This is a genomic window from Microbacterium sp. NPDC058062, from assembly GCF_042885375.1.
Taxonomy (GTDB): Bacteria; Actinomycetota; Actinomycetes; order Actinomycetales; family Microbacteriaceae; genus Microbacterium; species Microbacterium trichothecenolyticum_C.
This window is the reverse complement of sequence record NZ_JBHVSC010000002.1, coordinates 587,674-606,104: the sequence shown is the minus strand read 5'-3', so window position 1 is coordinate 606,104 and position 18,431 is coordinate 587,674. Positions and strand designations below refer to the sequence as shown.

The window sequence follows — 18,431 nt, the reverse complement described above, 5'->3', positions numbered from 1 at the left end:
ACTTTCTGTGGAAGTCATTCCGATTTAAGCAATTTGGAGCTACTCTGGCGGGGTGCGCGGTGGCCTGGAGCGGTGGAAGCGGGGTGTCGAATCGCAGGGGGTTCGACGGGCGATCGCTTACGCACTCAAGGGGTCTTGCGACTCCCATCTGCGATCCGCTGGTGTCGACGCGCTCGCCGAATACGGCACCCCTGGCGCGACGGGACTGACCCGGTTCACGGTCGAAGAGGGCGTCATCCGCACCGACGTTTTGGACGAAGTAGCGCTGCGCCGGTGGGTAGACGGGTGCGATCCGGTGACCGGGGAGCGACGGGGTCGTGATCTCAAATCTGCGGACGCAGACCTCATCTTGGACGGCACGATCAACGCGCCGAAGTCGTACAGCATCGCCGCGCTCATCAACCCTGACCTCGCCCGCGAGTTCGAGGCGCTGCAGGACCGGCTGCGGGACCGGATCATCACGATCTGGCAGCGCGAGCTCAATGCGCGGCGCGGCGCCGGTGGCCGCATTCGCGAGGCGCTGCACCGGGTGGAGGTCGTGGAGCTCCAGCATCGGCGGTCCCGGGCGCTGGACCCGCACGTCCACCGCCACCTGTGGCTGAACGTGAAGGTGCTGGGCGAGGACGGGAAATGGTCCAACGTCGATTCACGGGTGGCGATGAAGATGCACACGCTCATCAACGCGGAAGGGGAGCTCGCGGCGGGCACCGACCCTGCCTGGCTTGCTGCGCTGGCCCGCCACGGGTACACGCTGAACAGCGATGGTGAGATCGCCGAGCTGGCCAGTGCGGTGCGGCCGCTCTCGCGCCGGTCCACACAGATCGAGGCCAATCGGGCCATGCTGCTGGCGACCTGGCGGGCTGAGCATGCAGGCCAGCAGCCGAGCCCGAATCAGTTGCATCAGATCGACAGGTTGGCGTGGGCGAAGGCCCGCCCGAACAAGCCCGGCGACCTCGACGAGACCGCGTGGGAACACCTCATCGCCGACGAGCTCGAAGCGATCGACCCGACCATCCTCACCCCCCGCGAACCCGTCACCTTAGAAGCCATCGCTGTCGAGGACCTCGACTTGGAGCTGCTCGGCTGCCGCGCTGCGGTGGAGGCGGATGCGCGCTCCACCGCGTGCGGCGGACGGTTCAGCCTGGTCGACCTTCGAGCCGGCGCGACCCGGGCGGTCGCCTCCTCGGGCGTGGTCGCTCCGCGGGAGGAGCTGCAGGACACCATCGACGACGTCACGCGCCGCGCCTTCGAGTTGACCGTCGATCTGTTGCCGGACGAGCCGCTGCGGCCGGTGCACGTCAAGGGTTACATGGCGACCGCGACCGCGGCGCTGAAGCTCGAGCTGGCGGCCCGGCTGGATGCCCTCACCCTCGCCGGCACCCCTGCAAGCGAGGCGGCCACCGCCCGGTCCGCCGATCAGGTGTTGCGGGGGCAGGTCGAGTTGGACCAGTTGCAGGTGCGCGCGGCGGCGGCGATTGCCGGCACCGATCGACTGGTCTCTGTGACCGGGCCGGCCGGCGCGGGGAAGACGACGATGCTGCGGGTGGCGAAGGCCGCGTTGGCTGGCCAGCGTCGGCGAATGGTTGTCGTGGCGCCGACCAAGAAGGCGGCGTCGGTCGCCGCCCGCGAACTGGGCACCACCGCGTCCAGCCTGCACGCCCTGCTCGCCGACCACGGTTTCCGGTGGAGTCGCGATGCCGCCGGCGCGGAGGTCTGGACCCGGCTCACCCCTGGCGGCCTCGACCCGTCGACCGGCCCGCCTTACCTGGGACCGCACCGCTTCCCGCTGGCTGCGGGGGACCGTGTGGTCGTGGATGAGGCGGGCATGATCGACCTGCACACCGCGAACGCGCTCGCCGCGATCGCCGCGGATGCCGGTGCCGGGATCGCGATGGTCGGTGACCATCTGCAGGCGCGCCCGGTCGGCCACTCCGGAGCGATGGCCGCGCTCACCCGCCGGGCCACGGCCGTCGTCGAGCTGACCTCCGTGCACCGCTTCCGCGACCCGGGCTACGCCGCGCTGACCTTGCGGATGCGGGAACCAGCCTCGAAAGAAGCAGCGCTGGCGGTCGCCGCTGAGCTCGACGAGCTCGGCCTGATCCACCGGGTCTCCGACCACGTGCAGGCCCGGGACGTGATGGTGGAGGCCTACTTCCGGTGGACGCGCGAGCATCACCGGGTGGCGCTGGTGACCAGCACCAACGACGAGGCCGACGCGATCAACGAAGCCATCCAGCAGCGTCGCGTCGATACCGGCGACCTCTCCCTGGTGCGGATCGCGGTCGGGCAGGGGGAGCAGCGGCTGCTCGAGGGCGACGTGGTGCAGACGCGCCGCAACGACCGGAACGCTGACGTCGAGAACCGGGCCGGCTGGACGATCCGCCGCATCAGCCTGGCGGGCCTGGAGTTGGTCAGCCTCGGCGACAGCGCCGACATCCGCACCGTCACCTCCGACTACGCCGCCCAGCACGTCCACCTCGCCTACGCGTCCACCGTGCACGGCATCCAAGGCGAAACCACCCACGCCTCCATCGTCGGCCCCGGCGTGGACGCGGCCGGGCTATACGTCGGGATGACCCGCGGCCGCACCTACAACGAGGCCATCGCGATCGCCGGCACCGACGCCGCCGCCCGGGACCGGATCGCAGACAGCATGCTCCGCGGCATCCCGGAAGTGAGCATCGACGACTCCATCCGAGCCGCACAGACCGAACTGAGCCGCGCTGCCCGTTCCCCGGAAGCCGCCCAGCCAACGGCGCGCCACGAACCGGCAGCCCGCACCGGCCAGACACCATCCGAGGGTCAGCAGCGGGAGCATCACGCCCGTATGGCTCTCGAGGAAACCCGCGACTGGCTGCACGCCAGCTGGCGAACGTTGCTCGAACTTGACGCTCGCATCGCTGGCGACACCGCGACCGGACATGGCCGCATCCCCGGGACCGACCACCAGTTGCGTGAGGCCCGCCAGGAACTCGCCGATCGATACGAGGCGCGCACCGCGGAGTATGCCGGACTCCTGCGCGCGTACGAGGAGGAGCGGACGGCTCAGGCGGTCGAAACGGAGCGTCGGATCCGAGCGGCCGTCACCCCGACGCTTCACCGTGCGGATCCGACCGCGGTCATGCCGGTGGTTGCACCGGATGGTTCCGCGAATGCGCTTCGCCGCTGAGCGACGCGACAGCCGTAGGCGCGGTTCAGGTGATGGGGCTGACGGCGTTGGCCCACACCCAGCAGCGCATCTCCTTCTCGCCGACGGTGAAGCTGACGCCGCAGGCGATGTCGTTCCAGACCACGACGACGGCGTCGACGAGCATCGCGTGGGGTCCGAACCGTACCCAGGCTTTGCAGGGCTTCGGTTTCGGGTCGCGTGTGATCGGGAGCGTGTCTTGTTGGAGCTCTTCGGGGGTCAGTGATTGGAGCGGGTTTTCCTCGGCGATGCGTTGCAGGATCTTGTTGTCCATCTGCCTGTCGAAGTAGGCCGCGTACCTGCGATTGCTGCCCATGGCGCCCGGATCCCCTCCTCCGGCCGATCGCTTCGACTCTACCCGCCATCGAACATGTGTTCTATTCTCTTAGGTCATGACGACAGCTCAGATCGAACACGAGGCAAACGTATGGATGGTCGACGACATTCCGGTGCGGATGTTCTACGCCGGTCACCGATGGCGGATCACCGACAGCCCGACCCGGTTGCGTGAGTCGATCTGGGCCACTCCGGGTGAGCCGTCGCTTGGGCCGTGCGGGTGGCGGTTCCAAGCGGCCAACGAGGCCGGTGATGTGCTGATGTTCGACGTCTACCGCGGCGCCGACGACTGGCACGTGCACCATACCTACACGTGACCGGCATCACGCCATAGTCCTCGGGTGGAGGGATGCTGCCGATGACGACGATGCGGCAAGTCTGGCAGCTGTAGCCGTGGCCGGCGTCGCGGAGCAAGGTGGCGCACTCGGGACAGCGCGGTGTCTGCGCGTCGTCGAGGAGGTCGCTCATGCCGGCGACACTACGCCCGACGTGGCGGTGCTGTCCGGATGTTGTCGTCATGTGACGCGCGTCTGGGGGCGTGTCGCGGGCCGGATTTCTGTGCTGGGCAGAGCGGCGGGGCGAGAGTACAGTGACTCTCGCCCCGCTTGCTTGATGGTTCAGGTTAGCGCGACAGTTCGGCGCCGGCGTACGAGGCCGGTACCGCTACCGGCCCCGAAGCGTCTGCTGCGGGGCCGTTAGCTTTTGGGGAACGGTCGACGATGACGTCGGCGAACTTCAGGGACGCGCCGACGTTGTCCGCGACGATGTCGCGGGTCTCGCGGGACTGTCCGGTCTCCTTGTCGACGTAGGTGCCGAACCGGAGGTCGCCGGCGACGATCACGTTGTCGCCCTTGCGGAGCGAGTCGGCGACGTGCCGGGCCTGCTGGTTGAATACGACGACGCGGTGGAACACGGTGCCGACGTCTTCCCACCGGTTGGTGGTCTCATTGAGCCGCCGGTCGTTGATGGCGACGGTGAAACGGGCGTATTCGTTGCCGAATTCGGCGTTGCCGTGTTCGGGGTCACTGGTGAGGTTGCCCTCGATGGTGACCGGGATCCTGGTGGTCATCGTTCTTCCTTCCTGTCAGGAGACCCCGTGGTCGGGGTCTCGGTGGCATGGGCCTGGCTGGCCCACGCGTTCCAGTCCTGCTCGTCGGTGACGTTCACCCAGGAGCGGGGTTTGAGGGGATCGTGGCCGCGCGCACAGCCGCCGGAGTGGGCCTTGGTCAGGCGGGGCAGGGCGAGGCTGAGCCGTTCGTGCCAGCCGATGGGTCCGAACCCGGCGTCGGTGGCGTCGAACGCGACGGTATGCGCGGTGTGCAGTGCGGAGAGCTCTTCGACGAGCTGGCCGTGTTTGTACCAGCACGCCGGGACGACGGATTCGGAGATCCGGTAGCGGACGGTGAACCATTCCACCCAGTCCCGCAGCGCCGCCCAGGCCTCGCGGGCGTTGGAGTCGGGGAGGGTGTACCAGTTGATGATGTGCGCGCCGAGGGGGTCCGACGGCCCGTACCGGTGGTTCGGGTCGTATCCGGCGATGTCGCCGGCGATGTCGTCGTCGTAGTCCGGTGGCGGGGGCAGATCGGTCATGCGGCGCTTCCTCCGTCCGGGCGGAGTTTCTGCCGGAGCCGGGCGAGGGCGAGGTGGCTGGCGGTGCGGCGGGTGCGGGCGTGGGAGAGCACGGCGTCGCGGTCGATGAGCCGGTGCAGCAGGTCGTGGCAGTAGGGGTGCATCGCGACGAGGTCCTCGTCCGGTTCGAGGGCCCGGAACGTGCCGCCCGTGATCTTGACCCCGCGGTAGTCGAGGTGATGCAGCTCGAGCTGGCTGCGGGTCGCGGTCCGGCCGCAGCCGGCGCAGCTGAGTGGCTGCCCCGATGCGGCCAGGTGGGTGAACCAGCGGTCGCGGCGGGCGAACCATGCTTTCGAGCGGAGGAACTCGTTGCGGTACAGGTTGAACAGTGCCGGGCGGCGACGATTACTCATCCCTCATCTCCCTCCACCACTTCCGCACTCCCGGACTCCGGGACTGCCGATGTCCGGGAGGTCGGGGTGCGGCGGGCCGTGTCGAACACGGCCCGCTGCTCTTGTTCGGTTTCGCGTTTGCCGGTCTGGATGGTGTGCGCGTCGGAGCGTTCGTCCCACCCGGCGAGGTCCAGCAGCACGCTGCGCCGGTTGCGGTAGGCGAGCAGACCGACGCTGGGCGGTAGGCGGCGGATCTCGTCGACGGACATCAGCGGGCGGCGTTCATGGTGCTCGCTGGTGGCGTGGCCGGTCTCCCGGGTGGACCAGGAGCGTTGTTCGCGGCGGGTGTCACGGGTGCCGAGCAGCGATTCAATGTCGCGCAGATGGCCGACATGGCTGGCGCCGCCCAGCAGCACCTTCGCGGTGGCGGCGGCCCAGATGGTGTCGGCTTCCGCGCGGGACCAGGACGTCTCGGCCTGGGAGAGGGCTTGCAGCACGATGAACGTGCAGATGCCGCGGCCGCCGCCATCGGCCATGATCCGCGGCAGGTTCCCCCACCGGAACATGTTCGCGATCTCATCCAGGATGAGGCCGAGCGGGTGGGGGAGGCGGGAGCCGGCAGAGGCGAGCGCGGTGGTGCGGGCGACCTCGACGATGTCGTCGAGCACCGCACCGAGCCACCCGCCCATCGCGGACGCCCCGGAAGACGACCCGATCAGATACAGGGTATTCGCCTGGTCGAGGAACTCGCGCGGATCAAACAGCGGGTCGCCGGGTCGGGGGAGGAGGGCGTCGCGGATCTGCGGGACGGCGAGAGGGGCGACGGCGCCTTGCACGCCGAACCAGATGGAGGAGACCAGCTTCTCGTCGGCGGACAGGGTGGCGTCCAGGCTGTCCCCCCAGCCGGGGGTGCCGTCGGTCTTCAGGATGTCGACGGCGGCGCGGGTCTGCGCCGGGCTGGTGCCCCAATCGTACAGTTCGGTGATGGTCTTGCCGCCGACGGCGGCGGCGTGCAGCAGCCGGCCGAGCACCACCCCGGCGGCTTGCGCCCATTCCTCATTCGTCCGGGAGCTGCCCAGCGCGGTGCCGGTGATGATCGCTGCCCCGCGCTGCATCGCCACCAGCGGGTCCTCGCAGCCGGTGATCGGGGAGATGCGAAGGGGGTGGCGGATGCCGGACAGACCTTGCGGGTCGAACACGTGCACGGTGCCGCGGGCCTGCCGCATCCGCATCGTCGCGGTGAGGTTGTCGTTCGTGGTGGAGGTGGTGATCAGCGGTCCGGACCAGTCCAGGATCGCGGACATCAGCACCCGGTACCCCTTCCCCGACCGGGGCGGCCCTTCGAGGGCGACGGAGTCCTCGATGGACACGTACACGTCCTGCCCGCGCGACCGGCCTACCCGCCAGCCGACGTCGGTGGCGGTCGGCTGGGGGATGTCGGGGCGGAGCTGCTGGGCGCGGCGCAGCACCGCCCGGGCGGAGAGGTGGTCGCGGATCTCCGAGGCGGTGGCGAAGCCGGGGCGGGTGCGCAGGTCGGTGATGAACGCCCGGTCCGATTCCCGATACCGCCGCACCATCCGCAGCACCCACACGGCTAGCCCGCCGATCAGCAGCACGGCAACGATGTCGATGACCCTGATGGCGGCGACCGGGAGGACGCAGTCGGCGGGGGCGGTGTACGAGTCGGGGTTGCCGGTCACAGCGAGGACGAGTCCGGAGAACAGGTTCGCCGGGGCGGGGCGTGCGCCGCAGGTGAGTGCGGTGGTGGCTTCGGCAATGAATCCGAACGCGAGCGCGAGCAGCATCGCGGCGGCGACGAGGACCGCCGCGGTCTTGCCGAAGATGCTCTGGTTCACCGGTCGCGTCCCGTCTTAGAGACCTTCGGCGGCGGACGCGGCGGCGGCCAGCCACGCATCTTTGGTGCGGGGCCGCAGCGTGTCGAACCGGAGCGGGCCGGCCTTCAGGGCGGAGTCGAACGGGATGGTGTGCACGGCGCGGACGTGCCCGGTGAACCCGTCCGCGATCCGCCGCGCCTCCGCAGTCCCGGTGGGTTCGGCCTGGGTGACGAGGACGACCGCCCGGTCCGCGAGAGCCGCGGAGCGTTCATCGCGGCCCCGGAGCGCATCCAGCAGCAGGGATGCGGATTCGGCGGATTCCGCGGTGGCGAGGGTGGGCAGGACGAGCTGGTAGGAGGAGTCGATCATCCGCAGCCACCGTTCCGCGGACTCGTCGTTGCCTGAGTCGAAGATCACGAGCCGGTAGAACCGGGCGGCGACCTGCATCAGCACATCGAACTGGTCGGCGTGGATGCGCTGGTCGGTGGCGAGCAGTTCCGGGTTGGAGCGGAGCACGTCATACCGGTCGGCGGTCTGGTGGTGCACGAACCGGGCGATCTCCGACACCCCCGCCTCCGGCGCGAGCAGGTGCCGGGCGACGGGAAGTAGGTCGCGGAGAGTGGTGTCGTAACCGCCTTGTTCGGTGCGCCAGCCCAGGGTGCCGCGGGTGTCGTTGTTGTCCCACGCGAGCACGCTTCCGCCGCCTTCCCGGGCGTAGACGGCCGCGAGCATCCCGGTGGTCATCGTCTTGCCGACCCCGCCTTTGCCGTTCACCACGGCCAGGGTGCGGCATCCCGCCCACTGCCGGGACACCACCGCCCGCGCCGCGGCCCGCTGCTGCTCGGCCGGAGACGGTTTCACAGTGAACCCGAGCCCGGTGAGCAGTCCTCGCCACCCGGTGGCGGGCGGGGTGGCGGTGGCAGGGGTGGGGGTCAGGAAGGTGGGGCGGGTGGACTCCGCAGCCGGCGCGGATTCTGGAACGAGAGTGTCCGGCTGCGGAGTCGGTTCCCTCACCTCCTCTCCACGTCCGGTCGCGATCGCGTCATCAATGTCCTGGTACGGGCCCAGGTCGAGGTCCTCGTCGTCCCCGGCCTGGTCGGGGTCGGTGGTGGGGAGGGGGGAGAGGTCGCCGGCGGGGTCGATGAGGAGGTGGTGTTCGCCGCGGTCGCCGGAGGTGACGAGCTCGATGGGGGTGCCGGTGCGGCGGGCCTCGTCGGTGGCGCGGCGCACCACCGCGTGGCGGATGTCCTCGTCGGCGGTGGGGGCGACCGGTTCGGTGTGCCCGTCGAGGGTGACGAAGGTGGCGTGCGGGCCGGTGACGGTCGCGTAGGTCCGCGGTCGGTGCGTGGTTGTGCTCATCATTGCTCCTCGGTCAGGTCACGGGCACCCTCTTGCTGCAACCAGCCGTCCACGGCGGTGTCGCTGGCGGCGGCGGGTTGGGGCCAGAGGGTGTCGAGTTCGTCGGGGTCCAGGACGCGAAGGGTGGCGTCGTCGCGGTCGGCCGGGTTCACTGCGTCGTCCGTGGCGAACAGGGCGTACTCCCACGGCGTCGAGGTGGCGAAGCAATCGACGAGGTAGGAGTACTGGCCCACATAGGCGAGGAACTCGCCCTTGCGCAGCTGCCTCGCCATCTCCACGTGTGGGGCGGGCATGTTCAGCCGCGCGCGCAGGGCGGCTTGTTCTTGGTGGTTGACGCGGAAGATGAACTTGTTCTCGATGTCCCCGACGATCGAATACGCCAGGGAGCGTTCCAGGGAGTCGGCGTCGCCGACGGCGTCGAGGTCGCCCATCTTGTGCAGGATCACGATGTTGCTGATCCCGTAATGCCGGGACAGTTTCAGCCACTGCTGGAACATCTGCAAGGACGCCAGCGACGTCATGTCCCGCCACCCCTCCTCCCGCACCACATACCGCGTCCGCCTGGCAGCGCGATCGGAGATCACAGCCTGGATCCACGCGGTCGAGCACACCTGCGTCAGCTGCGCGGCAAGATCCCCACGGGCGAACAGTTCGCTGGTGTCGGTGACAACGATCGGGGCGTCCTGGTCGAACTCCACAGTGGACTCGTCTTCGAACAACCCACTGAGGTCGCCCTCCACGAAACGACGCAGCACGAACCGGGGCTGGATCGCGCCCTCCGCGGCCCGGAACGCGGCCGTGGTGTCGCCGGCCAGGTGCCCGAGCTCGTCGTAGACGCCGCGCAGGGTGGGGTGGTCGTTGGAGCGGGTGATGCAGCGGTCAAGGGCGTCGAGGATGGCGGCGTGCTCGACGGCAGTGAGCCGACCACCGAGCGTCATCTCAATCAGGGCGATGAGGGTGCCGATGCGACGCTGCTTCACCATTTGCTCGTGCTGCTCATCCGACGCCCCGGTGCGGCGCGGGCCACGGTCGAGCGGGTTGAGACGGGTGCCGGTGCCTCCACCGAGCCGGATCACCCGCCCACCCGGGATCGCCTCCGCCACCGTCACCCATTCGCCCTTCGGGTCGGAGGGGACGACGACCTGGTGACCGAACGCGATGGAGCGGGTGACCAGGGTCTTCACGGTGGCGGACTTCCCGCCCCGGTAGGCGCCGAGCACCAGGATGTTGGTGGAGAACGTGCCCCGCTCGGTGGCGTCGACGTAGGCCTCCCACGGTGAGAAATGCCACAGCGCGTCCGCGTTCAAATCCACCCCAAGGATCGGGCCGCGGTGGCCGAGACCACTGTCGGCGACGAACGGGTAGATCCCGGCGATGTGCTGCGAGGTCGCCTGATGGGCGGGGATCCACGCCTTCGCCAGATTCCAGTACCCGCCCTGCGTGATCCCCGGCCCGAACGGCCCCGGCACCGCCGGCTCCGGCAGCGACCGATCCCGCCGCGACGACCGGGCGGGCGCCGCGTTGGTCTGGGCGTGGGTGATCTGCATTTGCAGGTCGCGCTTCTCGCGGCGGGTGAGGCCGGTGGGGGTGAAGGTGGCGGCGTGGCGGGTCATCACTTCATCCCCAACCCGACCGGGATCGCGTTCACCATCAACGCCTCGGCCTGCTGGCAGTACAGGATCTGCGCCTCCATGCCCGCCCGCGACAGCGCGTTGCGCATCCCGGCGATCGCCTGGTCCAGGCGTTCCTCGTCGGGGGCGGTGACGGTGAGGTAGGCGCCGTACTGGAACTCGCCGTGCCCGTTCGCGATCTCCTGCTCCTGCTGCTCCAACGCCTTCCAGTCCGCGGCATCCGCCGCCGATCCGTCCGCACCGCGCTTCGCGCGCAGCTTCTCGTTGCCGCGCCACACCTTCTTCTCATCCCGGATCCGCTTCAACGCCTTCGACACCGGGACGGGGGTAAGGACGATGGAGAAGATGTGGGTGATCGCCTCCCCGGTGTGCGGGTGCCGGGCGAACACCACCGGCGCCAAGAACCCGACCGGGCTGTCGGAGCGGGGCCACTCGTGCACCCACATCGTGGTGTGCACACCGGAGTCGGTGACCACGATCCCGTTGCGCCCCTTCGGCTCGTCCAGGAACATCGGCCCGATCGCCACCGGATCCACCCCCGCCACCACATCGGGACGGTTCTGCACGATCGCCGCGAACTCCGGATCGAACGCGAGCCGCCCGAGCGCGGCGACATCCCGGGGTGCGAGCCACCGGCGCACCTTGATCTTCGCGGCGCCCAGCGCGTCGGCGAGGTTGCCGGCCTCGATGTGCGCCAACGCCACGATCGCGTCCTTCCCGCCGCCGAGCGCTTTCAACTGGGCGCCGAGGGTGACCAGGTCGAGGGTGAGGATGAGGTAGTTGCGGTGGGCGACTTCGAAGCGTTCGGAGCGGTCCATCACGTCCTGATAGTTGTGGGCGACGGGGGAGTCGGGGTTGAGGTCGCGGATGCGGCGCACGGTGTCGTAGTGGTCGCGGGCGGCGCGGATCGTGGTCGGCAGGGTGCGTTCCTGCAACGTCACCCGCTTCACCCCGGGGCGTTGCGTGAACGGCCCGAGGACGCGGTCGAACTGCTCGGCCAGGTCATACCGCTCCGGCAGGTCGTGCATCAAGAACCCCTGCACCTCAAGCTCCGCCACCACGGACACCGACCGGTCGTGCGGGTTGTAGATGGCCGCCGTCCCGGTGGCGTCCCACAGCTGCAGGGACGCGCGGGTGCCCGGCAGATTCAGCGTGCCGACCAGCTGGGGGCGTTCGGGCCGGTAGGTGTGGGTGGTCGCCCCGGCGGTGTGGCGAACCTGCTTCACCAGCCACAGCCCCGCCATCCGCGGCGTAGACACCCCGTGGATGTTGGTGAGCGCGGTCACCCCGAACCCGAGGTAGATCGGTGCCCCGTAGAGCAGGCCGAGCGGGCCGAACCGGTTCACGAAGATCAGCAGGGCGAGGGCGGCGGCGGTGAGGAAGGTGAGCTGCCACGGGTCCATGCCCATCACGACGCCTTGCCGGGACCGGCGCGGCAGCCGCACCGGACGCGAATACTCGGGCGTAGAAGTCATGACAGGCTCCCCTCGGATCGAGGCGGTTGCGGTGGTGGCGGTGACGAGGGACGTGGCGACGGCGATCCCGTCGAAGAAGGTGGGGGAGCGGTGCGCGTGCCGCCGGATGCCGAAGTGCGGCCCTGCGCGGGTGTTGCGGCGCCGCGCGGCGCGGTCGCCGGAGCCGATCGCCCCGCCGAAGGACTCGCGGACGGACCCGTGGCGGCGGGCCCGGCGCCGGCGGGGCGGATCCCGGAGGGGAGGCCGCCGAGGCGGGTGGGGATGCTGGCGACCCCGCGGGCACCGGTGGCGGCCATCCGGCCGCCATGGGAGCCGAGCCGGGAGCCGATGGCATCGGCGGCGACCGCGCCGGTGAAGCTGAACAGCCCGAAGATCGCGAACGGTGCGAACGCGACCAGCACTAGGCCGATCAGCAGTGGCCAGCACTGCGGGTTCCAGATCGTCTTCACGGATGCGAGTCCGTGGACGATGAGGGTGACGAACCCGATCGTGAGCGGCGCCGTCAACAGCAGCACCATCACCGCGGACACGTAGCCGACCACCCACTGTGGTCCGATCCGCTTCACCGGGAACAGCATCCAGGCGACCGGGCCCACCATGATCAGCGCCGCGAGCGCGATGTTGCGGAACGCGAACACCAACATCAGCAAGAACATCCCCAGCATCAGCAGCCCATGGATGAGGAACGCGAAGAAGTAGTTCGCCTGCCCACCCGCCCACATCACTGACTGCAACGTCGAGTACAACGACGCCGGGCCGTCGCCGTTGAGGATGTACCAGGTCATGTCATCGACCGCGTTCAGCAGATGCCCTGTCAACCACAGCGTGACCGGCACCGCCGGGATCGCGATGAACGACCGCACCAACGCACCGACCAGCTCGTCCCGGTCTCCGGAGACCACGGCCGCAGCGATCGCCCACACCATCGCGGCGAACGTGATGATCAGGATCGCCCACTGCCAGAACGACCACTGCTCCACCGCCGCCGACCACAACAACGTCGACGTGTCGAACCGCATGTTGTCCGCCACCAGGAACATCACCCCGGTCGCCGACAACGCCATCCCCCGCCCCGCGTTCTCGAACGTCAGACACACCGCATCCCCGAGACTGCACCCATACTTCACGTCCAGAGGGCGTCCACCATCCGCCTGAATAGCTTGAATGTGGCCTTCGTACGTGCTGCACACAGTCGCGCTTGCCCCGCCCAGGGCGACACCCATGAAGCATTGCTGCGCTGTGACCTTGTCCGTATCCGTCGGTGTGCAACTCACCTGCCCACTGGTGACCTTGCAGTCCACCGGAAACGCGGGCGCCGACCACGGTTCTCCGGTGACCGCATCCATCGCGACGGGAGCGGCGCTGTCGACGGTGGTCGCTTGCGCGCTCCCGCCTGTGCCGATGACGAGGGCGATGCCGACGGCGAGGCCGAGGCGGAGCGCCCGGTGGAGGTTCATCAGAATCCGAAGTCGAAGTTCACGAACCAGGCGAACAGGCCGGATGCGGCGCCGAGCACGGCAGCGGCGATGAAGATCCACAGGATGTTCTCGCCCGCCCAGGTCCGCACCCGGTCGGACGCGAGGCCGCGGAAGGCGAGAGCGGCGCCGGCGATGATCAGCATGATCAGCACCACGAGCATCGCACCGGCCAGGATGTAGGACGCGATGACCTGGAAGCCCTGGAAGAACGGGGCGGAGAAGTCCGGTTGGATGTCGGGAACGTCGACATCACCCGGAACGATGAGTGTGCGCACGAGGCTGCTCCTTGCTGGTTGCTACTTCAGTTGCAGGCCGAGGCCGGCCATGAACGGCTCCGGATCTACCGGAGTTCCGGACTTCTGAACTTCGTAATGCAGATGGCACCCGAACGACTTGCCGGTATTGCCCTCCGCCCCCAGCGGTGCGCCCGCGGCGACCTCCTCGCCGACGGTCACGCGAAGTGATCCCCATTGCATGTGCCCGTAGAGCGTGACGACCTGGTCGCCGTGATCGATGCGGACCGCGTTCCCATACCCCTGCCAGGACCCGGAGGTGATCACCCGCCCGGGCCCGGCGGCATAGATGGTCGCGCCACAGCCCTGCGCCATGTCGTAACCCTGATGATTCGTGGAGCAGTAGCCGCACCCCTGCACCGGGTGATAGCCGAAACCCCGCCCCTTCGAATACCCGCCCGCCAGCGGGAAACCCCACTCCCCGCTCGCGACGGGCGCCGCGTCAACCTTCGTCGGCACGGCACTGGCGGTGCCGCCCGCGATGGCGAACGGGATCGCGACCAGCGGGGTCAGCAGCAGGGCCACGACCAGGGCAAAGATGAGGAGGGCCCCTGTCAGGATCTTCCGGCCAGTCCTCGAGCGGAGGGCTGCGGCGGTGATCACCGGGGCGCCCATGTCAGGGCTCCAACGGCTCCGTGAAGTAGCGGACCACCTTGCAATCGCCCGCCTGCTGCGCGGAATCCCGCGTCGGGACCGACCCCGGGCCGCACAGCACCTGCACGCTCACCCGCACCTGCTCCTCATACGCCGTCTCCCCACCACCGCCGTCGGACCGGGTGAACAGCAACGTCACATCCGACGTCCCGATCGACATGTCACCCGACGCATCATCCGTCACCGGCACATACGCCACATCGCCACTGGTGGCGGCGACGACACGGCCGTCTTCGTTCGCAAGCGAGTCCCACTCCTCCTGCGGCAGCACAACTCCCTGATGGAACTCGACCAAGGAGGCTTGCATCGCGGCCTCTTGGTCGGCTTCGGCGGTGTAGCGGGTGTCGGGGGTGAACCAGGTGTCGAGGTAATCGAGCCACTCCTCACGAGTACTCAGTTGAGTGTCGAAAGTCGACGCCGCCTCCAACGCGGCACGGATGTACACCTCGCGACCTGTCGTGATCGGCTCCGGAACCCAACCCCGCTCACCCACAGACGCATCCACCACGTCACGGTCAGCTGCCCCCATGGTGGGTGCTGCGCTGCTCGGCGACTCGGATGCGGTACCGCTTGGTGAGGGTGTCGGCTGTGTGAGCAGCGAGCTGACGATGATCGCCACCAGACCCGCAATGAGGACGGCGCCGCCGAGGATCGCCCACACCAGGCCGCTGTGCCCTGACGTCTGGTTCGTCGTCACCTGTCAGCCCTCCTGATCGTTCAGGACGGCAACCGTGCGCGGACGGGACGCGCTGGGGGACGGTCGCCGTGACGGCATCATACGCACGAAAGGGTTCTCCACCGCGAGAAATCTCGCAAGGTTGTGGAGAACTCGATCAACAGTCTCACGGGGGGAGGAGTCACGGCGACTGCGGCGAGCGATCCGAAATTTTAGACCTGCAATCAGGTGATCGTCTGTCCCCACTTCGGGGGACACGCCTCCGTCGCCCGGCCCGACGGCCGGCTCGTGGGGAAGCGACATCCTCAACATGGAGAACACCGTATAGCAATATTCTTGGCATGTAAACGTCTAAATCGTATTCTTGCGATATGCCTAGACTCGCGCAGCCGGCCGGATCCGAAGACGCCGAAGAACCCGTCGCCCTCCTCGGCAGTCTCGTCAAGACCGCAATCCTGCGCTATCTCCGCACCAACCCCGGCGTCCCCATCCGCCCCATCTGCGATGCCCTCCAGCTCGGCGCAAGCACCGTCCAGCCCCGCCTCAACGAACTCGAAGCAGCGGGCCTCGTCATCTCCGACCCGCCGTATGACGAAGCCCACCCGCGCCGCGGGATCTGGGTACGGTACAGAGCGAACGATGAAGCCGTAACGGATCTGTACCTCCGGCTAGGTTTCGCGATCGGTGAGTTTTAGTCCATCGCGAGGCCGAATAGCACCCCGACGAGGATCGGGGGCAGCAGGCTCAGCATCGGGTCGCCCTGCGGGGCCGGAATGAGGGGATCGAGCCAGCCCCATTGGAACACCGCGACGCTGGCGCCGAACGAGGCGCCCACCGACAGCAGATAGCCGAGTGTGGCGATGAGCGGGTTCAGCAGCGAGCGGAACAACACGATCATCAGCACGAGGGAGATGAGCACGATCGCGATGAGGTAGGTGACCAGGGCCTGCATGAGCTGCTGATCCTGGTCGATGCCGATGGCGGTCTCGCCGGTCACCTCCAGATTCACTCCGGCGCGGTCATCGGCGCGATCGCGGATCTCGTGCACCGCGTCCTTCGTCGCGTCGTCGATGGGGCTGCCGTCGGGGATGACGACGATGCGCGCAATGGCGTCTGACGCGCTGAGCTCGGCCGGCATCACGCGCTCGACCCCGTCGATCCCGGCGACCTCCCTCTCGATCGCGCCCGTCTGAGAGGCGACGTCATCGCCCTCGGCGAGCACGATGAGCGGGCTCTGCACCCCGCCGAACCCATCAAGGACGAGGTTGTACGCGCTGCGCTCCGTCGACAGCGGGTCGGCGCCGCCGGGCACGTTGAACGCGGTCTTCATGCTGAGCATCGGGAGGGCCGCGATCGCGAGGAGCACCAGTCCGCCCACGAGGGCGACGACAGGGCGCTTGACCACAAATGCGCTCCACCCGCGGATGAGCCCGCGCTTGTGCGACCGGCCCTCAGTCCACAGCTCGCCCGCCTCGCGGGCACGGCGCTGCGAGCGCGACAGCGCGCGCAGCCCGAGCGTGCGCATCAGCGCCGGCAGCAGCGTGAGCGCCAGCAGGACGGCGACGGCGACGGCGAAGGCGGCGGCCATGCCCATCTCGGTGATCGAGCCGATGCCCGCGACCATAAGCGCGCTCAAGGCGACGATCACCGTGAGTCCGGCGAACACCACGGCGGTTCCGGCGGTGCCCATGAGCCCCGGGTCTGGTGGAGGCTCCTGACATCCCGAAAGAACGAGGACCGGTCAGCGGGCTCCCAATTGCCGGCGCGCTTCGTCGATCGTCGCCAGGATGGAAACGGTCTCAGCGTGCGTGTGCAGGGGGGACTCAGCCCGCCCTTCCCCGACGTACCGGGCGAAGGCGGTCGCCTCCCAGGCCAGCCCGGCCATCAGTTCCAGCCCGGTCGGATCACGCCAGATGACCGGCTCATCTAAGTAGTTCTGGGAGCGCAGCGTGAAAGTGGCGGGGACGTGGAACGGGGCATGGATGCTGATACGCGCCGTGGTGCCGCAGATGTGTGCCACGGTCGGCGTCGAGGTGAGGATCGACGTCATCAACGTGGACTGTTCGTCCCCGTGCCCGAGCACGACCGTGGCCGTGGCGTCTACCCCCGACGAGGTCAACGAGCCGATCGTGGTGATCGACGACGGCTCTCCGAGCACCATCGAGTCGAGCTGAATCGGATAGATGCCGAGATCCAGCAAAGCGCCGCCTCCGGTCCCGGGCTGCAGCAGTCGGTGGGTAGGGTCCGCTGCCAGGGGTTGGCCGTGGTCGGCGATGACGCTGCGGACTTCGCCGACGATCCCTTCCTCGATGATGAGACGGATCATCTGGGTATGCGGGAGGTATCGCGTCCACATCGCCTCCATGGCGAAGACGCCGGCCACACGTGCTTCGCTAAGCCGTTGATGTCAGTCCCAACCTGCACGCGGAGGGTAGCTTGGGGTGCTGGATCGTCGAGCGTGATCCCGGACTGCTGAACCTCGAACCATGGGCGGGGCCTTCAAATGACAGAATCACCTCCCCCTGCGCTATCAATCGGCATCGTGCTAGGAGACTCAGATCCCGTCAATCAGACGTGGAAACGCTATCGGCCAAGGTGAGCAGCGGCTCCTCGAGGGCGACGTCGTGCAGACCCGCCGCAACGACCGGCACGCCGACGTCGAGAACCGGGCGCTGTGGATCCTGCGCCGGATCACTCCCGCCGGCCTGGAACTCTGCAGCGGGGCCGTAGGTCACGAGGTGCGCACGGTCAGCCACGACTACGCCGCTGATCACATGCATCTTGCGTACGCGTCCACCGTGCACGGCATCCAAGGAGAGACGACCGACGCCGCCGTCGTCGGACCCGGTGTGGACGCCGCCGGGCTGTATGTAGGGATGACCCGCGGTCGCGACCACAACGAGGCGATCGCGATCGCTCGCAGCGACGCCGGTGCACGTGACCAGATCGCCGACAGCATGCTCCGCGGGCTGCCGGAAGTGACCGTCGACGACTCGCTCCGTGCGGCCCGCACCGAGCTCGACCGCGCCGCCCGCACCCCCGCACCCGACACCGCCGCCGCACTCTGGCACGACGCCACACGCCGTCCCCACGGCACCATCGTCGACCTCGACCGCGTGGCGCACCTCTACCGCCGGCGACAGCACGCCCTGCGCCGCGACCTCGAGGAGCGGAAAGACTGGCTCCACCTCGCCAAACGGCGCCTGCTGACAATGGATGCCGCCCTCGCCGGCTCGGCCTCCGTCAGTCATGGCCGTAGCGCGACAACCACGGCGCTCGCCGGCGAACGAACGGCCCTGGAAGACGAGCGGACGGAGAAGCTGGCGGCATACACCGGCCTGCTCGACGACTATCGTAGGCTGTCGCTCGCCGCCGACACTGCCGAGGCTGAGCTCGTCCTGCGGCGCGGCCTGGCCCCCGAGGTTCGTGCCGCGGAAGACCGTGCGCGGGCTGCCCTCGTCAACACCCACAGCGCACCGACTGGCCCTCGGGTGGGGCTGCAACGGTAGCACCCTGTCTGCGCCCACCCCCGGGGTTGCGAGATGA

18 protein-coding genes are annotated in these 18,431 nt (G+C 68.8%); 4 read left to right on the top strand and 14 right to left on the bottom strand.

Annotated features, from left to right (window positions below):
* Positions 1 to 52 precede the first annotated feature (52 nt).
* On the top strand, positions 53 to 3,169 hold the full coding sequence (locus tag ACFVSU_RS07610; protein ID WP_387140341.1) for an AAA family ATPase: 3,117 nt from the start codon (positions 53 to 55) through the stop codon (positions 3,167 to 3,169).
* Positions 3,170 to 3,194: 25 nt separating this feature from the next.
* Here ACFVSU_RS07610 and ACFVSU_RS07605 read toward each other — a convergent pair whose 3' ends face one another.
* A complete protein-coding gene (locus tag ACFVSU_RS07605; protein WP_387140338.1) occupies positions 3,195 to 3,503 on the bottom strand; it encodes a hypothetical protein in 309 nt (102 codons plus the stop codon).
* A 76-nt stretch (positions 3,504 to 3,579) separates the two neighbouring features.
* Between ACFVSU_RS07605 and ACFVSU_RS07600 the strand changes: the two genes are divergently transcribed.
* Positions 3,580 to 3,840 (top strand): hypothetical protein, encoded by a 261-nt coding sequence (locus tag ACFVSU_RS07600; protein WP_387140335.1) that lies wholly within the window; start codon positions 3,580 to 3,582, stop codon positions 3,838 to 3,840.
* Between the two features lie 305 nt (positions 3,841 to 4,145).
* Here ACFVSU_RS07600 and ACFVSU_RS07595 read toward each other — a convergent pair whose 3' ends face one another.
* The 11 genes from ACFVSU_RS07595 to ACFVSU_RS07545 all read right to left on the bottom strand — a co-directional run bounded on the left by ACFVSU_RS07595 (position 4,146) and on the right by ACFVSU_RS07545 (position 14,906).
* Positions 4,146 to 4,592, bottom strand: coding sequence for a single-stranded DNA-binding protein (locus ACFVSU_RS07595; RefSeq protein ID WP_387140332.1), 447 nt, complete (start codon positions 4,590 to 4,592; stop codon positions 4,146 to 4,148).
* The gene (locus ACFVSU_RS07590) at positions 4,589 to 5,113 is read right to left on the bottom strand and encodes a hypothetical protein (protein ID WP_387140329.1); all 525 of its coding nucleotides are present in this window, start codon (positions 5,111 to 5,113) and stop codon (positions 4,589 to 4,591) included. Before ACFVSU_RS07590 ends, ACFVSU_RS07595 begins: the two co-directional genes overlap by 4 nt.
* Positions 5,110 to 5,505, bottom strand: a complete 396-nt coding sequence (locus ACFVSU_RS07585) for a hypothetical protein (protein WP_387140326.1) — start codon at positions 5,503 to 5,505, stop codon at positions 5,110 to 5,112. Before ACFVSU_RS07585 ends, ACFVSU_RS07590 begins: the two co-directional genes overlap by 4 nt.
* Positions 5,502 to 7,340 carry a type IV secretory system conjugative DNA transfer family protein gene (locus tag ACFVSU_RS07580; RefSeq protein ID WP_387140323.1) on the bottom strand — a complete coding sequence of 613 codons (1,839 nt, stop codon included), beginning with the start codon at positions 7,338 to 7,340 and terminating at the stop codon, positions 5,502 to 5,504. The genes ACFVSU_RS07585 and ACFVSU_RS07580 overlap by 4 nt, the downstream gene beginning before the upstream one ends.
* 15 nt (positions 7,341 to 7,355) lie before the next feature.
* Positions 7,356 to 8,678: an AAA family ATPase gene (locus tag ACFVSU_RS07575; RefSeq protein WP_387140320.1), complete on the bottom strand. Its 1,323-nt coding sequence runs from the start codon at positions 8,676 to 8,678 to the stop codon at positions 7,356 to 7,358.
* Entirely contained in the window at positions 8,678 to 10,291 is a 1,614-nt protein-coding gene (locus tag ACFVSU_RS07570) for a hypothetical protein (RefSeq protein WP_387140317.1), read from the bottom strand. Before ACFVSU_RS07570 ends, ACFVSU_RS07575 begins: the two co-directional genes overlap by 1 nt.
* Positions 10,291 to 11,784 carry an SCO6880 family protein gene (locus ACFVSU_RS07565; RefSeq protein WP_387140314.1) on the bottom strand — a complete coding sequence of 498 codons (1,494 nt, stop codon included), beginning with the start codon at positions 11,782 to 11,784 and terminating at the stop codon, positions 10,291 to 10,293. Before ACFVSU_RS07565 ends, ACFVSU_RS07570 begins: the two co-directional genes overlap by 1 nt.
* The gene (locus ACFVSU_RS07560) at positions 11,781 to 13,130 is read right to left on the bottom strand and encodes a hypothetical protein (RefSeq protein ID WP_387140311.1); all 1,350 of its coding nucleotides are present in this window, start codon (positions 13,128 to 13,130) and stop codon (positions 11,781 to 11,783) included. The genes ACFVSU_RS07565 and ACFVSU_RS07560 overlap by 4 nt, the downstream gene beginning before the upstream one ends.
* 110 nt (positions 13,131 to 13,240) lie before the next feature.
* Entirely contained in the window at positions 13,241 to 13,537 is a 297-nt protein-coding gene (locus tag ACFVSU_RS07555; protein WP_310250290.1) for a hypothetical protein, read from the bottom strand.
* Between the two features lie 21 nt (positions 13,538 to 13,558).
* Positions 13,559 to 14,170, bottom strand: coding sequence for a M23 family metallopeptidase (locus ACFVSU_RS07550; RefSeq protein WP_387140308.1), 612 nt, complete (start codon positions 14,168 to 14,170; stop codon positions 13,559 to 13,561).
* 1 nt (position 14,171) lies between these two features.
* Entirely contained in the window at positions 14,172 to 14,906 is a 735-nt protein-coding gene (locus ACFVSU_RS07545; RefSeq protein ID WP_387140305.1) for a hypothetical protein, read from the bottom strand.
* Positions 14,907 to 15,256: 350 nt separating this feature from the next.
* On the opposite strand from ACFVSU_RS07545, the gene ACFVSU_RS07540 reads away from it, so the two are divergent.
* Positions 15,257 to 15,580 carry a winged helix-turn-helix domain-containing protein gene (locus tag ACFVSU_RS07540; protein ID WP_387140302.1) on the top strand — a complete coding sequence of 108 codons (324 nt, stop codon included), beginning with the start codon at positions 15,257 to 15,259 and terminating at the stop codon, positions 15,578 to 15,580.
* On the opposite strand, the gene ACFVSU_RS07535 is transcribed toward ACFVSU_RS07540, so the two are convergent.
* Together ACFVSU_RS07535 and ACFVSU_RS07530 are read right to left on the bottom strand one after the other, a co-directional pair.
* Positions 15,577 to 16,575, bottom strand: a complete 999-nt coding sequence (locus ACFVSU_RS07535) for an MMPL family transporter (protein WP_387140299.1) — start codon at positions 16,573 to 16,575, stop codon at positions 15,577 to 15,579. The genes ACFVSU_RS07540 and ACFVSU_RS07535 overlap by 4 nt on opposite strands.
* Before the next feature lie 51 nt (positions 16,576 to 16,626).
* Complete coding sequence (locus ACFVSU_RS07530; protein WP_387140296.1) at positions 16,627 to 17,268, bottom strand: hypothetical protein; 642 nt, start codon at positions 17,266 to 17,268, stop codon at positions 16,627 to 16,629.
* 241 nt (positions 17,269 to 17,509) lie between these two features.
* Here ACFVSU_RS07530 and ACFVSU_RS07525 point away from each other — a divergent pair, with 241 nt between their 5' ends.
* On the top strand, positions 17,510 to 18,394 hold the full coding sequence (locus ACFVSU_RS07525) for a hypothetical protein (protein WP_387140293.1): 885 nt from the start codon (positions 17,510 to 17,512) through the stop codon (positions 18,392 to 18,394).
* The last annotated feature ends 37 nt before the right edge of the window (positions 18,395 to 18,431 follow it).